This is a genomic window from Hahella chejuensis KCTC 2396, assembly GCF_000012985.1.
Lineage (GTDB): Bacteria > Pseudomonadota > Gammaproteobacteria > Pseudomonadales > Oleiphilaceae > Hahella > Hahella chejuensis.
Window position 1 is genome coordinate 5,447,758 of record NC_007645.1, and the last position, 13,592, is coordinate 5,461,349.

17 protein-coding genes are annotated in these 13,592 nt (G+C 52.2%); 7 read left to right on the plus strand and 10 right to left on the minus strand.

Going from position 1 to position 13,592, the window contains the following annotated elements:
• Nucleotides 1–2: 2 nt before the first annotated feature.
• From hisC to HCH_RS23865, 10 genes are all read right to left on the minus strand, one after another.
• Nucleotides 3–1,094 carry a histidinol-phosphate transaminase gene (gene hisC / locus HCH_RS23820; RefSeq protein WP_011399041.1) on the minus strand — a complete coding sequence of 364 codons (1,092 nt, stop codon included), beginning with the start codon at nt 1,092–1,094 and terminating at the stop codon, nt 3–5.
• 4 nt (nt 1,095–1,098) lie between these two features.
• The gene (hisD, locus tag HCH_RS23825; RefSeq protein ID WP_011399042.1) at nt 1,099–2,394 is read right to left on the minus strand and encodes a histidinol dehydrogenase; all 1,296 of its coding nucleotides are present in this window, start codon (nt 2,392–2,394) and stop codon (nt 1,099–1,101) included.
• A gap of 76 nt (nt 2,395–2,470) precedes the next feature.
• Nucleotides 2,471–3,106, minus strand: a complete 636-nt coding sequence (gene hisG, locus HCH_RS23830; protein WP_011399043.1) for an ATP phosphoribosyltransferase — start codon at nt 3,104–3,106, stop codon at nt 2,471–2,473.
• A gap of 29 nt (nt 3,107–3,135) precedes the next feature.
• Nucleotides 3,136–4,398: a UDP-N-acetylglucosamine 1-carboxyvinyltransferase gene (gene murA, locus HCH_RS23835; protein ID WP_011399044.1), complete on the minus strand. Its 1,263-nt coding sequence runs from the start codon at nt 4,396–4,398 to the stop codon at nt 3,136–3,138.
• A 26-nt stretch (nt 4,399–4,424) separates the two neighbouring features.
• Nucleotides 4,425–4,667 (minus strand): BolA family protein, encoded by a 243-nt coding sequence (locus tag HCH_RS23840; protein ID WP_011399046.1) that lies wholly within the window; start codon nt 4,665–4,667, stop codon nt 4,425–4,427.
• A 136-nt stretch (nt 4,668–4,803) separates the two neighbouring features.
• The gene (locus HCH_RS23845; RefSeq protein ID WP_011399047.1) at nt 4,804–5,136 is read right to left on the minus strand and encodes an STAS domain-containing protein; all 333 of its coding nucleotides are present in this window, start codon (nt 5,134–5,136) and stop codon (nt 4,804–4,806) included.
• Entirely contained in the window at nt 5,136–5,789 is a 654-nt protein-coding gene (locus tag HCH_RS23850) for an MlaC/ttg2D family ABC transporter substrate-binding protein (RefSeq protein ID WP_011399048.1), read from the minus strand. The genes HCH_RS23845 and HCH_RS23850 overlap by 1 nt, the downstream gene beginning before the upstream one ends.
• A gap of 81 nt (nt 5,790–5,870) precedes the next feature.
• Nucleotides 5,871–6,320 carry an outer membrane lipid asymmetry maintenance protein MlaD gene (mlaD, locus tag HCH_RS23855; RefSeq protein ID WP_011399049.1) on the minus strand — a complete coding sequence of 150 codons (450 nt, stop codon included), beginning with the start codon at nt 6,318–6,320 and terminating at the stop codon, nt 5,871–5,873.
• 1 nt (nt 6,321) lies between these two features.
• Nucleotides 6,322–7,101 (minus strand): lipid asymmetry maintenance ABC transporter permease subunit MlaE, encoded by a 780-nt coding sequence (gene mlaE, locus HCH_RS23860; protein ID WP_011399050.1) that lies wholly within the window; start codon nt 7,099–7,101, stop codon nt 6,322–6,324.
• Complete coding sequence (locus HCH_RS23865; protein WP_011399051.1) at nt 7,073–7,912, minus strand: ATP-binding cassette domain-containing protein; 840 nt, start codon at nt 7,910–7,912, stop codon at nt 7,073–7,075. Before HCH_RS23865 ends, mlaE begins: the two co-directional genes overlap by 29 nt.
• 310 nt (nt 7,913–8,222) lie before the next feature.
• On the opposite strand from HCH_RS23865, the gene HCH_RS23870 reads away from it, so the two are divergent.
• From HCH_RS23870 to hpf, 7 genes are all read left to right on the plus strand, one after another.
• Nucleotides 8,223–9,200: a KpsF/GutQ family sugar-phosphate isomerase gene (locus HCH_RS23870; RefSeq protein WP_011399052.1), complete on the plus strand. Its 978-nt coding sequence runs from the start codon at nt 8,223–8,225 to the stop codon at nt 9,198–9,200.
• Nucleotides 9,200–9,736 carry a KdsC family phosphatase gene (locus HCH_RS23875; protein WP_011399053.1) on the plus strand — a complete coding sequence of 179 codons (537 nt, stop codon included), beginning with the start codon at nt 9,200–9,202 and terminating at the stop codon, nt 9,734–9,736. The genes HCH_RS23870 and HCH_RS23875 overlap by 1 nt, the downstream gene beginning before the upstream one ends.
• A gap of 4 nt (nt 9,737–9,740) precedes the next feature.
• Nucleotides 9,741–10,319 (plus strand): LPS export ABC transporter periplasmic protein LptC, encoded by a 579-nt coding sequence (gene lptC / locus HCH_RS23880; RefSeq protein ID WP_011399054.1) that lies wholly within the window; start codon nt 9,741–9,743, stop codon nt 10,317–10,319.
• Nucleotides 10,303–10,827, plus strand: coding sequence for a lipopolysaccharide transport periplasmic protein LptA (lptA, locus tag HCH_RS23885; RefSeq protein ID WP_011399055.1), 525 nt, complete (start codon nt 10,303–10,305; stop codon nt 10,825–10,827). The genes lptC and lptA overlap by 17 nt, the downstream gene beginning before the upstream one ends.
• Complete coding sequence (lptB, locus tag HCH_RS23890) at nt 10,824–11,549, plus strand: LPS export ABC transporter ATP-binding protein (RefSeq protein WP_011399056.1); 726 nt, start codon at nt 10,824–10,826, stop codon at nt 11,547–11,549. The genes lptA and lptB overlap by 4 nt, the downstream gene beginning before the upstream one ends.
• 122 nt (nt 11,550–11,671) lie before the next feature.
• Nucleotides 11,672–13,168 carry an RNA polymerase factor sigma-54 gene (locus HCH_RS23895; RefSeq protein WP_041598896.1) on the plus strand — a complete coding sequence of 499 codons (1,497 nt, stop codon included), beginning with the start codon at nt 11,672–11,674 and terminating at the stop codon, nt 13,166–13,168.
• 115 nt (nt 13,169–13,283) lie between these two features.
• Nucleotides 13,284–13,592 carry a ribosome hibernation-promoting factor, HPF/YfiA family gene (hpf, locus tag HCH_RS23900; RefSeq protein ID WP_011399058.1) on the plus strand — a complete coding sequence of 103 codons (309 nt, stop codon included), beginning with the start codon at nt 13,284–13,286 and terminating at the stop codon, nt 13,590–13,592.

Below are 13,592 nucleotides of genomic sequence, written 5' to 3' on the forward strand. Positions count from 1 at the left end.
GGTTATCCCCTCACCGCCGCCAAAGCCCCTGACAGCGCTTTCAGCATAGCCTCATTTTCCTCATGGCTTCCAACCGTCAAACGCAAACACCCAGCGAGCTTGGGATGCCCGCCGTCCAGCAGCTTAATCAAAACGCCGCGTCTTTTCATTTCGCTGAAAACAGACTTGGCCGGCAGGTCGACACGCACCAAAATAAAGTTCGCCTCGCTTGGATAGACTGTCACGCCAGCCACTCCGTCAAGCTGGGCGCTCAGCCAGCTACGCTGCTCCCGCAGCGCTTCCGTTTGCTTCACGAACTCTGGAAAGTGCCGAATGGCGGTCAGAACAGCGTTTTGCGTCAGGCAATTGATATTGTAGGGAAGGCGCACTTTATTGAGTTGCTCAATCCATTCCTGCGCGCCAAACAACATACCAAAACGCAGCCCCGCCAACCCGACTTTTGAGAAAGTACGCATCACCACAACATTATCGTATTCGCTGACCCAAGACATATAGTCTGCGTTGGTAAAAGCCGTGTAAGCCTCATCAATCACCACCAGCCCAGGGCTGGCCGCAACAATCTGGCGCAGTGTTTCATCATCAAACAGGTTGCCTGTCGGATTGTTAGGTTGAGCAATGAAAACCAGTGCGGGTTGATGACGCTTGATCGCGTCCAGCGTCGTCTGAGCGTCTATCTGGAAGTCGTCATTCAACGGAACGCCCACATATTCGGCGCCAATGAATGTCGCGATCATCTTATACATGACGAAGCTGGGCTCAACGGAGAGTATTGTCCGTCCGGGTCCAGCTACCGCCATGGCGAGAATCTGAATGATCTCGTCAGAGCCGTTGCCGAACAGCATGTCCGCAGAAGCAGGCAAGCTATAAAGCTCCCTTAACGCCGTTCTGATCGCGCCAGCATCAGGATCTGGATAGCGGTTAATGGCCGCATCGCGCAGATCCACCCCTAATTCGGCCTTTAACGCAGCAGGAAAGTCGAAGGGGTTTTCCATTGCATCCAATTTAATCAGACCTGAAGCGTCCGCAACGTGATACGCGGAAAGCGCCTGAACTTCAGGACGCACCCACTGGAGAATTCTGTCTTTAACGGACATAAGCCTACTCCTCGACTATGCGATATTCTGCGGAGCGCGCGTGGGCGGTCAGCCCTTCTCCACGCGCGAGCACAGAAGCAATTCGCCCAGCGTCGGAGGCGCCGCGACTGGAGAAATTGATCAGGGATGAACGCTTCTGGAAGTCATATACCCCCAAAGGACTGGAGAAACGTGCGGTTCCAGACGTCGGCAACACGTGGTTCGGCCCCGCGCAATAGTCCCCCAATGCTTCCGCCGTATAACGCCCCATAAATACGGCGCCGGCATGCCTGATTCCAGGAAGCAACGCATCCGGGTCAGCAACCGAAAGCTCCAAGTGCTCCGGCGCGATAAGGTTAACCACGTCAATGGCGTCATCCAGGTCAGCGACTTTGATAAAGGCGCCCCGCTCTTTTAAAGAAACTGAAATAATATCTTTGCGCTCCATGTCCGGCAGCAGCTTTTCAATGGATGCTTTCACCGCAGACAGACAGGCTTCATCTGGTGAGATAAGTATCGCCTGAGCATCCTGGTCGTGCTCCGCCTGCGAGAACAGGTCCATAGCGATCCAATCTGGGTCCGTTCCCCCATCACAAACCACACAGATTTCCGAGGGCCCTGCAATCATGTCGATGCCAACAGTTCCGAACACCATTCGCTTCGCCATAGCCACGTAGATATTGCCTGGGCCGACAATCTTATCGACCTTGGGGACCGTCTCAGTGCCATAGGCCAAAGCCGCCACGGCTTGCGCGCCGCCGACAGTGAACACCCGATCAACGCCGGCTACCGCCGCCGCGGCGAGCACCAATTCATTCACTTCGCCACGAGGCGTCGGCACAGTCATGATAATGGAGCCCACACCCGCTACTTTCGCGGGAATCGCGTTCATGAGCACAGAAGAGGGATAAGCAGCCTTGCCGCCCGGGACATAAATGCCGACGCGGTCTAAGGGAACAACCTTTTGCCCCAGGACAGTTCCATCTTCCTCTTGGTAGGTCCAAGAGGGTTGCGCCTGCCTTTCATGATAACGACGAATGCGCCCGGCGGCGCTTTCCAAAGCGCTTTTCAACTCAGGAGCAATAGAGGCGAGAGCCTGCTGCAGTCGATGATGCGGGATTTCCAGGGCGCTCATTGAGGTCGCGCTCATATGATCAAAGCGGTTGGTATACTCTAATACCGCTTCATCACCACGAACGCGCACATCTTTCAACACGTTCTCCACCACGCGATTCACTTCCGCGCTGTCGTCTTCCTGAAACGCCAGCAAGGCTTCCAGTTGCGACTTAAAATCCGCCTGACTGCTATCTAGTTCACGCATATCTGCAGTTCGCCTCATCCGCTACTTCATTAGTGTTGGCCCACATACCCTCTGCTCAAAACGAGGGCTCTTCAAATCACTCTGCGCCCACCGCCTGCGCCAGTTTGTCGAGTATGGGCTGCAAACTGGCGTGTTTCATTTTCATTGAGGCGCTGTTGGCGATCAGCCTGGAGCTGATGTCACAAATCTTCTCACGCGGCTCCAACCCGTTGGCCACCAGGGTATTGCCCGTATCGACAATATCCACAATTTCGTCCGCCAGGCCCATAAGCGGCGCCAGCTCCATACCGCCATACAACTTAATAATGTCGGCCTGAATTCCTTTGCCGGCATAGTAACGCTTGGCGATATTAACGAACTTGGTCGCCACCTTGATACGCCCGGATTTGGGCGCTGCGCCTTTCATCGCCGCCGTCATCAGACGGCAAGTGGCGATTTTGAGGTCTAACGGCTCATAAAGGCCATCATAGCCGTGCTCCATCAGCACATCCTTACCCGCCACCCCCAAGTCCGCCACGCCGTGCTGCACATAGGTCGGCACGTCTGTGGCGCGCAACACAACCAGCCTCACATTGGGCTGGTTGGTTGAGAAGATCAGTTTACGGCTCTTCTTGATGTCGTCTTCCGGCTCAATATCGGCCGCCGCCAACAGCGGCAATGTATCGTCCAGGATACGCCCCTTGGACAGGGCGATGGTGATGATCGCACTCATTACAGGATTCCGGATATTGGTGAATTGCTTCAGCCCGGCAGCCGACGTATTTTCGCGCCTAACAACTGCATTTTTTCTTCAATACACTCATAACCACGGTCAATATGATAAATGCGGTCTACAAGGGTATCTCCTTCCGCCACCAATCCGGCGATAACCAAACTGGCGGAAGCTCGCAGATCGGTCGCCATAACTGGCGCGCCGGTCAGAGACTCTACACCTTCCACAATCGCAGTGTTGCCTTCCAGTTTGATCTTCGCGCCCATGCGGCGCAGCTCCTGCACGTGCATGAAGCGGTTTTCAAATACGGTTTCAACAATAGCGCCCGTACCTTCCGCCACTGTGTTCATGGCGACGAACTGCGCCTGCATGTCAGTTGGAAAAGCAGGATAAGGAGCTGTGCGCAGGCTCACCGCTTTCGGTCTAGCGCCTTTCATATCCAGCTCAATCCAGTCCGGACCAGTGCTGATATGTGCGCCAGCTTCATCCAGTTTCAACAGAACCGCTTCCAAAATGTCTTCGCGGGTGTCTTTCACTCTGACTCGGCCACGGGTCGCTGCGGCGGCGACCAAATAAGTCCCGGTCTCGACTCGGTCCGGCAGTACGTTGTAGCGGCAACCATGCAGACGCGGCACACCGTTAATTTCGATAGTTGAGGAGCCATGACCACGTATATCCGCGCCCATTGCAATCAGGCATTCGGCAAGATCAATGACCTCAGGCTCACGAGCGGCGTTCTCAATCACTGTCTTACCATCCGCCAGCGTCGCCGCCATCAAAAGGTTCTCCGTGCCGGTCACCGTCACGGTATCCATGTAGATGTGCGCGCCTTTCAAGCGGCCATTGACTTTCGCTTTGATATAGCCGCCTTCGACTAAAATATCCGCGCCCATGGCTTCAAGGCCGCGAATATGAAGATCAACAGGCCTGCTTCCGATAGCGCAACCGCCGGGCAAAGAGACTTCCGCCTCGCCAAAGTGGGCCAGCATCGGTCCCAGCACCAGAATGGAGGCCCGCATGGTCTTCACCAGCTCATAGGGCGCAGTCAGATGCTTGATAGTATTGGCGTGCACTTCCACACACATTTTTTCGTCGATCATCAGCTCTACGCCCATGCGGCCCAACAGCTCAATCATGGTGGTGATGTCATTAAGGTGCGGCAGGTTGCCGATAGTGACGGGTTCATCCGCCAACAGCGTTGCAGCAAGAATTGGTAATGCGGAGTTTTTCGCACCGGAGATGCGGATCTCCCCATTAAGCGGTTTGCTACCGCCGATCAATAATTTGTCCATTAAACTTACCTGGGTTGGAAAACGAATTATTTATTCGCGGCGGCCCACTCATCGGGAGTGTAGGTTTTGATGGAAACAGCGTGCACTGTGCCATCAGCGATCAGATCATGAATGCAGCTGTACACCGTTTGCTGCTTTTTGACGGGAGAAAGGCCGGCGAAACGTTCGCCGACGGCAACAACCTGATAATGATAGCCATCGCCTTCCACACGGACTTCACAGTCGGACAGCTTTTCTTGCAAAATTTCTTGCAATGCTTCGGGTTGCATGCGCCCACTCCTCGTTATTCGTTAGCTGAACTAAACGAAGCATTTTACCCCAAGCAGGAGCCAGGCCCAAGTTATGGATTGGAAACAATTTGCAGCGACCGCCGCAAATTGTTTTTTTGAAGGGATATTTATTTAGCTAGACTGCCTCATCCGCCAATGGCAAAACAGTCTCTACTCCGCTAACCCGCGCAATATCGAACATTTTACCGGTCAAACCCGAAACGCTGACATTCAGGCCTTTTGCTTCCGCCGCCGCAACCAGGCGCAGCAGCAATGATATCAGCACACTTTGCGCATTTTCGACGAGAGAGACATCAATGCGCAGTGGGGAGGTCGCATCCGCAGCTTGCACCGCCTTTTCGCCTTCGGCCAACAAGTCAGCCACATTAGAGAGATCAACGATCCCCGAAATACTGAGCGCCATCTCTTTGGATTGCGCATCCTTAGCGCAGGTCAATCTCGCCGACATTACTTCGCCTCGCCAGTCAGTTCATCCTCTTCGATCCGACTGGACCAGCCATCTACGACTTTGGTGATATCGCCATTGTGCACGCTAACCTGCTGCTCGAAGCGATCCTTGAAAGCAAGCCCGATATTCACGCCATTAACGATGACATTCTCCAGCAACCATTTACTGTCGCGATTTTTGTACATTGAGTAGATAACCGGATACTTGTTGCCAGACGCAGAAATCACTTCCAAATCCACACTTGCGCGCCCTTCGTCCCGTGGATTAATGGTTGCCGTCAATACGTTGACTTTAAATTCGCCACTTTCCACCAGCGCCTTGCCGTAAGCATCAAATAAACTCTTTTTAAATACCCCAACAAACTTCTCTTTAAGCTCATCACTCGCTTCTCTGCGATAACGTCCCATCACTCGCGCGGCGATGCGCTCAAAATCAACCACATCTTCAAGCGCATCTTCCATCACGCCGTAGAATTTTTGCGGATTATCGTAATAAGTCTGCTTTTCTGACTGTAGTTTGAAAACCAGCATTTTGGTGCTGTCCTGCACCACGCCAAAAACGTCTTGCTGCGCGTTGGCCTGCGCAGCAACTGCGAACGCCGCCATCGCCATGACTGCGAACACGCGCCCAATATTCTTCACTGTTAACATCATGTTAATTGCCTAACTATTTCTTTGACTGACCAGTACTAACCAAAATTCACAACTTCTTTCTGAATTCAGAAATACAGCGATCTACTGACTTGTTGCAAAATCGCTTATCAGCTTCTCTAAATTCAGCGCACCCTGCGTGCTATAAAAGAAGTCTCCGTCCTTCAGGGCTTCCTCGTCCCCACCAATGGAGACATTAATGTACTTCTCTCCCAGGAGACCGGCAGTGCTGATGACTGCGACACTGTCCGCGCTTAGATAGTTCACATCCGCATCAATATCCATCTCCACGACAGCCTTGGATGACTTGGGGTCCAAAGAGATGCTGTTGACGCGCCCAATCGTGACGCCGGACAAGGACACTTTACCCCGCACTCTTAACCCGCCCACATCAGTAAATTCCGCATACAATTTATAGGTATCCTGCGTCGGGCTCAGAGACAGCCCGCTCACTTCGAGCGCCAATAAAAACAACGCCCCAATGCCGGCGACAATGAACGCCCCTACAGATATCTCCAGCGTACGAATCCGCATATTAAAAATCTCCAAACATTACGGCGGTCAAAATAAAATCCAATCCCAATACAGCTAACGACGAGTACACCACTGTTTTGGTGGTTGCGGAACTGATGCCTTCCGAAGTCGGGACAGAATCATACCCCTGAAACACGGCGATCCACGTGCATACGACGCCGAACACTATACTTTTGATAATCCCGTTAAGAATGTCATCGGAAAAGTCCACGGACGCCTGCATATTGCTCCAAAAGGACCCTTCATAGACGCCAAGCCATTCCACCCCAACCATTTTACCGCCCCAGACGCCCACCACGCTAAATATCATGGCCAACATCGGCATCGCGATAAATCCGGCAAGAAGCCGCGGCGCAATAATCTGCCGCAATGGATCGACCCCCATCATCTCCAGGCTGGACAACTGCTCAGTCGCCTTCATTAACCCGATTTCCGCAGTCAGCGCAGAGCCGGCGCGACCAGCGAATAACAGCGCAGTCACAACCGGCCCTAATTCACGAACCAGGGTTAAGGCGATCATCTGGCCTATGGCCTGCTCTGAACCGTAGTCCACCAGAATATTGTAACCCTGTAGACCAAGCACCATACCTATAAACAGCCCGCTAACGACAATAATTACAAGTGAGAGAACGCCAACGGAGTAAAGCTGCTTGAGTAGGAGCGGAAACCCTTTCATCCGTGGAGCGCCCAGTAGCGACCCAACCAAGAAGATTCCCGCCCGACCTAGCGCACCAAGCGAAAGCAGGCCGTTTCTACCAAGCCTTTGTAGAAAATCCAGCATCCTGGTCTCCTCGTAACAAGTCCTCCGCATAGTCTGTCGCGGGAAAGTGGAAAGGCACCGGCCCGTCCGGTAAACCATTGAGGAACTGCTTGACGAAGGCATTCCCGCTGGAGCGCAATTCTTGTGGACTGCCCTGCCCCATCACCTTGCCATCGGCGACAATGCACAGATGGTCCGTGATACTCATTGACTCCTGAATATCATGAGACACCACCACGCTGGTCAGCCCCAAAGCATCATTGAGCAAGCGGATCAACTGGACAATAACCCCCATAGCAATTGGGTCCTGGCCAGTGAACGGCTCATCATACATCACCATTTCCGGGTCCATCGAAATAGCGCGCGCCAAAGCCACGCGGCGAGCCATACCTCCTGACAATTCGTTTGGCGTCAAATCACGCGCGCCACGCAGTCCCACTGCGTGCAGCTTCATTAATACCAGATCCCTGATCATCGCTTCTGGAAGTTGTGTATGAATCCGCAAGGGGAATGCGACGTTCTCAAAGACAGTGAGATCCGAAAAGAGGGCGCCGGATTGAAACAGCATCCCCATACGTTCGCGCAACTCATATAACTCTTTGCGCTTCAGCTTCGGCACATTAAAGCCATTCACCCAAATGTCGCCTTTGTCGGGTTTCAGTTGGCCGCCGATTAATTTGAGTAGAGTGGTCTTACCCGTACCGCTGGGCCCCATAATCGTGGTGACCTTGCCTTTGGGTATATCGATGTCTACATTATCGAAGATAAGCCTGTCGCCTCTGGCGAAGGTAAGCCCCCTGACTTCCACGTAATTGGAGGGGTTTTGCGTCATCTAAAATCACCTTAATCGCCCAGCCTGCGTAAACGCCCCCTTCCTGGAAGCATTAAGTATCCTAAAAACATAACCTTACGGCGGCTTAGACGTTGCTGCCAAAAATAGCCTAAACAGCTGCGGAATATATCAGAAGATGTTTTAACTGCCCACATCTTTCCCGGCAAGTTGCAGCAACCCTCGAGCGTCGTATAATACGCAAGCCTCGCCAAACGCCATTTCTTCGCAAGATTGTTTAAGCACGGCGGCGAAGAAACATTACCGCGACGGGATATCCGCCACTGTTAAAGTCATCAGGAACGCCAGATTAATGAGCCATCACGACCATGAGTACATAAAGGCCGCAAGACGCACCATAGAAATGGAAGTTCAGGCGGTCCAAGCGCTAAGCAGCCGGATAGACGACGCTTTTATTAAGGCTTGCGACCTTATGCTGAACTGCAAAGGGCGCGTGGTGGTCACAGGAATGGGCAAGTCAGGGCATATAGGCAATAAAATCGCCGCTACGCTGGCTTCCACGGGCACACCCTCGTTTTTCCTCCACCCTGGTGAAGCGAGCCACGGCGACCTCGGCATGGTGACTCCCAACGATGTCGTATTGGCGATTTCCAACTCAGGCAACACTGCGGAAATTGTCACTATACTTCCACTTTTGAAAAGAATGGGAGTCCCATTAGTCAGCATGACCGGCAAGCCGGACTCTACTCTTTCCCAGATTGCAGAAGCCAATATTGACGCGAGCGTCGCCACAGAGGCATGCCCGCTTGGGCTCGCCCCTACATCCAGCACCACAGTTTGCCTGGTGTTGGGAGACGCGCTGGCAATTGCGCTACTGGAAGCGCGCGGTTTTACAGCGGAAGACTTCGCATTCTCTCATCCCGGCGGCGCTCTGGGTCGCAGGCTATTGCTGAAAATATCCGACATAATGCACTCTGGAGATGCAGTCCCTGTCGTCAGAAGTGGCGCATCCTTGAGTGAGTCGCTCTTACAAATGTCACAGAAAGGCCTTGGCATGACGTGTATCGTCGACGAAGACGACAAACTTCTTGGCGTGTTTACTGATGGCGATTTACGCCGCACTCTAGACAAAAACATCGATATTCGAAGCTGCGCCATCGATGTTGTCATGACGACCCACTGCAAGTCCGTTACCAAAGACATGCTCGCCGCGGAGGCGCTTGGCTTAATGCAGGAGAAAAAAATCAACGCTCTGCCTGTCGTCGACGCCGACAAGAAAGTCATTGGAGCATTCAATACCCAGGACATGCTGCGTGCAGGAGTTATTTAATGTCGCCGTCTCTGACTGAACAACAGATTCAAGCTTTAAAGCCCATTAAGCTCCTGGCGCTGGATGTAGACGGCGTCCTGACGGATGGGACTCTTTACTTCGGCGAATCCGGCGAACAACTCAAGCCTTTCTCCATACTCGACGGACTCGGCGTCAAGCTACTGCAAAAAGCTGGAGTAACTGTGGCGATCATCACCGGCCGCAAGTCCGCCATGGTCGCCAAAAGAGCTGGCGATCTGGGCATATTAGAGTTACTGCAAGGCCGCGAGGACAAGCTTGTCGGACTTAATGAGATTCGTGGCAAGCTTGGTTTAGAGCTTGATGAGTGCGCCTATATCGGCGACGATTTACCCGACCTTGCCGCTATTCGCAGCTGCGGATTTGGCGCCACCGTCCCCAATGGCCACTGGTTTGTCCGTCAACACGCCGCTTATTGCACTTCCGCCCAGGGCGGCAAAGGCGCAGTCAGAGAGGTGTGCGACATGATTCTGGCGGCCAAAGGATTGCTCCACACCTCTCTGGAAGCCTATCTATAACTTCATGACAGAACTGCTCAGACAATATAGCAAGTGGCTATACGCGGCTTTGGCGGCAATTCTGGTTATTTATCTGGCCGCCTATCAAGACGAAGCAAACGTACCGTTCTTCGAGGAAGAGCAACTCCTGAAAGACGAACCTGACGCCTTTGTCATTAACGCGGTTTATACGACTTACAACAAAGAAGGCGTACTCACCAGTCGCTTACAAAGCCAATTGGCGAAACACTATCCCGATACGGACACCGGCGTATTGACGCGCCCCAACCTGGAAATCTTCCAGCAAGGAGAGAAAAGTTGGCATGTAGAGTCTTTGGAAGGCGAACTGCTCATTAAGCAGGACACCCTGAAGCTGCGCGGAGACGTGGAAGTAAATGGCGCTTCCGACGACGGGGCGCCGATCCTCATGCAAACGCAAGCACTCGACTATAACAACAAGTCACGCTTTATCAGCACCGATCAACCCGTTAAGATAACTTCAAATATCAATCAGTTAACCGCTGTCGGAATGGAGGCGGACATTGATAAAAAGCTTATTGTATTACTTTCTCAGGTAACCGGCGTTTATGCACAACCCAAGTAAACTATTCACAGCGGCGCTGTTGGTGGCCCTGGTTTTCACTCCATTAAGCCACGCTTTAGACCTTCTTAACGGGAGCGACGAACCAGTGCGTATTAAAGCCGGGCGCTGGGAAAGAGATGGTCAAAAGGGCATCGACACCTATATCGGCAATGTCGTCATTACCCAGGGCAAATCCAGCATCGAAGCGGACAAAGTTGTTTTATACACTGACGACAAGGGCATCAGCCGCTTCCAAGCTACGGGTAAGCCCGCTCACTTGGTGCAATTTGACGCAGAAAAACAAACTGAAACCCACGCTTACGCAGAAAGCATGGACTATGATCGCAGCCAGAGTAAAGTCGTTATGCGTAACCATGCGCGCATTCTCCAGGACAATAGTTCAGTAGAAGGCGAAGAAATTATTTATTTCACAGACAAACGCTTAGTCACAGCGAAGGGAGCCTCATCGGGCAATCAAACCGAGCAGGTTGAAATCATCTATCATCCGCCCAAATCTAATAAACAATGAGCACTCTCGCCGCCAGAAACCTGGCCAAGGCTTACAAAAAACGGCCTGTAGTAAAAGATGTCTCCGTTGAAATTCGCAGCGGCGAAATCGTTGGCCTCCTCGGACCTAACGGCGCAGGCAAAACCACCTGCTTCTACATGGTGGTGGGACTGATCCCCAGCGACAAAGGCAGCGTATTTATTGACGATGCCGAAATCACCAGCCTGCCCATGCACGGGAGAGCGCGCAAGGGCATTGGCTATCTACCTCAGGAAGCGTCCGTATTTAGAAAGCTGTCTGTGGAAGACAACATTTACGCCATTCTTGAGACCAGGGCGGATCTGAACCGCAAGGAACGCAAGCAAAAAATGGAGGAGTTGCTCCATGAATTTCACATAACCCACATTCGTAAAAGCCTTGGCATGAGCCTCTCCGGGGGTGAACGCCGCCGCGTGGAAATCGCTCGCGCGCTCGCCACGGAGCCAAAGTTTGTACTACTGGACGAGCCTTTTGCCGGGGTGGACCCTATTTCCGTCAACGACATCAAGCAGATTATCGAACATCTTAAAAAGCGCGGCATCGGCGTCTTAATTACAGACCATAATGTGCGCGAGACCTTGGATATTTGTGAACGCGCCTATATTGTCAGTGAAGGATTTATTATCGCAAGCGGCGCCCCTAGTGATATCCTTGCCAACCCAAAGGTTAGAGAGGTCTATCTGGGTGACCAGTTCAAACTTTAGTTTAACCGGCGGCTTCCATTCAAGATGGACCCCAAGGCTCAAGAGCTTAGGATTAAAGCGCTCAATAACTATGACAAACTCACAAGATCTGTGCCTGAATCGGTGGTAAGCATCAGATGGTTATGAAAACTTCATTGCAGTTAAAGCTGGGTCAACAGCTCACTATGACCCCGCAACTGCAACAAGCAATAAAACTTTTGCAGCTTTCAACACTGGATTTACAGCAAGAGATTCAACAAGCGCTTGAGTCCAATCCCATGCTGGAAGTGTCTGAAGAGGAAGAGTCCCCCAACCACGTTCAGAACGATACGATCAGCGACATGCTCGCCAATAACTCCAGCAAAGAGCGAGCTCAAGAGTCCGGCATGGACGAAGGCGGGTTCGCCGAGGAGGATAACTGGTCCGACTCCATACCGAACGACTTGCCCGTCGACACCGCCTGGGACGATGTCTTTCAAAGCGGGTCAAGCAGCTACAGCGGCGGCGAGGATGACGAATACGATTTCGAGTCCCGCAACAGCAAAGGCGAAACCCTGCAAGATCACCTTCTCTGGCAACTCAATCTTACCCCCATGTCCGACATTGACCGCATGATCGCCGTTGCGATAATCGATGCGGTCAATCCCGACGGCTATCTTTCCCTCACTCCCGATGAAATTCACAGTGGGCTGCAGACTGAGGGCGAAGAAGAAATTGAGTTGGACGAAGTACGCGCAGTGTTAAAGCGCGTTCAGCAGTTTGATCCTGCCGGGGTCGCTACTTGTAACCTGCAGGACTGCCTGCTGAGCCAGCTGAATCAGCTACCCAAAGATACGCCCTGGTTAGGACAGGCCAAACTCGTGGTCAGCCATTACATCAACTTGCTTGGCAATCGCGACTATGCCCAGTTGATGCGCCGCAGTCGCCTGAAGGAAGACGACCTGCGGGAAGTGCTCAAGCTGATTCAAAGCCTGAACCCAAGACCGGGAGAAGGCATTCAGGAAAGTAATACCGAATATGTGGTTCCTGATGTTATCGTCAAAAAAAACAATGGCCGCTGGCTGGTGGAGCTGAACCCGGAAATCGCCCCTAAGATCCGCATCAATCCAGGCTATGCGGGCTTGGTGAGACGTGCGGACAATAGCTCCGACAACACTTACTTACGCGATCAGTTACAGGAAGCGCGCTGGTTTATCAAAAGCTTGCAAAGCCGTAATGAAACTCTGTTGAAAGTTGCGTCACAAATCGTCGAACATCAGCAAGGATTCCTTGAGTACGGCGAAGAGGCGATGAAGCCGCTGGTGCTGCACGATATTGCGGAAGCAGTGGAAATGCATGAATCAACCATTTCCCGGGTGACCACCCAGAAATATATGCACACTCCTCGCGGCGTATTTGAGCTGAAGTACTTTTTCTCCAGCCATGTCAGCACAGACACGGGTGGCGAGTGTTCTTCGACCGCTATTAGAGCTATTATCAAGAAGTTAGTCGCGGCGGAATCACCGAAGAAACCTTTGAGCGACAGCAAGATTGCTGCGCTGCTCGGCGACCAGGGCATCAATGTCGCCCGTCGCACGATCGCAAAGTATCGGGAGGCGCTTTCCATTCCGCCTTCCAATGAACGTAAGCGATTAATTTAAAAGGAGGAATACAGGCATAAGACTTAAATCAAATAGTCACAAAATGGATGTGCTAGTATTTTTCATGGAAGTGCAAAATTCATAATGCACCGTATATTGGCATTAGGAGCAAAGTATGCAAATGAACATCACCGGACATCAAGTCGAGTTAACTGAAGCACTGAAAGACTACGTTAACAACAAGTTCGACAAACTTGAACGACACTTCGACAGTATCAGTAATGTCCAAGTTACGCTCTCCATTCAAAAACAGCGTCAGATTGCGGAAGCAACCATGCACATTAGCGGCGCTGACCTGCATGCCAATGCTGAACACGAAGATATGTACGCGTCCATTGACGCGCTGGTGGACAAATTAGACCGCCAGATCCTCAAACACAAAGAGAAGCACGTTGATCGGATGCACGGCGCATCCGCCAGATAA

What these genes read in the sequence shown, in the direction of transcription:
- HCH_RS23845 (WP_011399047.1), bottom strand. Translation starts at nt 5,136, where the DNA reads ATGTCGGCGAGATTGACCTGCGCTAAGGATGCGCAATCCAAAGAGATG.
- hisG (WP_011399043.1), bottom strand. Translation starts at nt 3,106, where the DNA reads ATGAGTGCGATCATCACCATCGCCCTGTCCAAGGGGCGTATCCTGGAC.
- mlaD (WP_011399049.1), bottom strand. Translation starts at nt 6,320, where the DNA reads ATGCGGATTCGTACGCTGGAGATATCTGTAGGGGCGTTCATTGTCGCC.
- HCH_RS23875 (WP_011399053.1), top strand. Translation starts at nt 9,200, where the DNA reads ATGTCGCCGTCTCTGACTGAACAACAGATTCAAGCTTTAAAGCCCATT.
- hisD (WP_011399042.1), bottom strand. Translation starts at nt 2,394, where the DNA reads ATGCGTGAACTAGATAGCAGTCAGGCGGATTTTAAGTCGCAACTGGAA.
- murA (WP_011399044.1), bottom strand. Translation starts at nt 4,398, where the DNA reads ATGGACAAATTATTGATCGGCGGTAGCAAACCGCTTAATGGGGAGATC.
- HCH_RS23865 (WP_011399051.1), bottom strand. Translation starts at nt 7,912, where the DNA reads ATGACGCAAAACCCCTCCAATTACGTGGAAGTCAGGGGGCTTACCTTC.
- lptA (WP_011399055.1), top strand. Translation starts at nt 10,303, where the DNA reads ATGCACAACCCAAGTAAACTATTCACAGCGGCGCTGTTGGTGGCCCTG.
- HCH_RS23850 (WP_011399048.1), bottom strand. Translation starts at nt 5,789, where the DNA reads ATGATGTTAACAGTGAAGAATATTGGGCGCGTGTTCGCAGTCATGGCG.
- hpf (WP_011399058.1), top strand. Translation starts at nt 13,284, where the DNA reads ATGCAAATGAACATCACCGGACATCAAGTCGAGTTAACTGAAGCACTG.
- HCH_RS23840 (WP_011399046.1), bottom strand. Translation starts at nt 4,667, where the DNA reads ATGCAACCCGAAGCATTGCAAGAAATTTTGCAAGAAAAGCTGTCCGAC.
- lptB (WP_011399056.1), top strand. Translation starts at nt 10,824, where the DNA reads ATGAGCACTCTCGCCGCCAGAAACCTGGCCAAGGCTTACAAAAAACGG.
- lptC (WP_011399054.1), top strand. Translation starts at nt 9,741, where the DNA reads ATGACAGAACTGCTCAGACAATATAGCAAGTGGCTATACGCGGCTTTG.
- hisC (WP_011399041.1), bottom strand. Translation starts at nt 1,094, where the DNA reads ATGTCCGTTAAAGACAGAATTCTCCAGTGGGTGCGTCCTGAAGTTCAG.
- mlaE (WP_011399050.1), bottom strand. Translation starts at nt 7,101, where the DNA reads ATGCTGGATTTTCTACAAAGGCTTGGTAGAAACGGCCTGCTTTCGCTT.
- HCH_RS23895 (WP_041598896.1), top strand. Translation starts at nt 11,672, where the DNA reads ATGAAAACTTCATTGCAGTTAAAGCTGGGTCAACAGCTCACTATGACC.
- HCH_RS23870 (WP_011399052.1), top strand. Translation starts at nt 8,223, where the DNA reads ATGAGCCATCACGACCATGAGTACATAAAGGCCGCAAGACGCACCATA.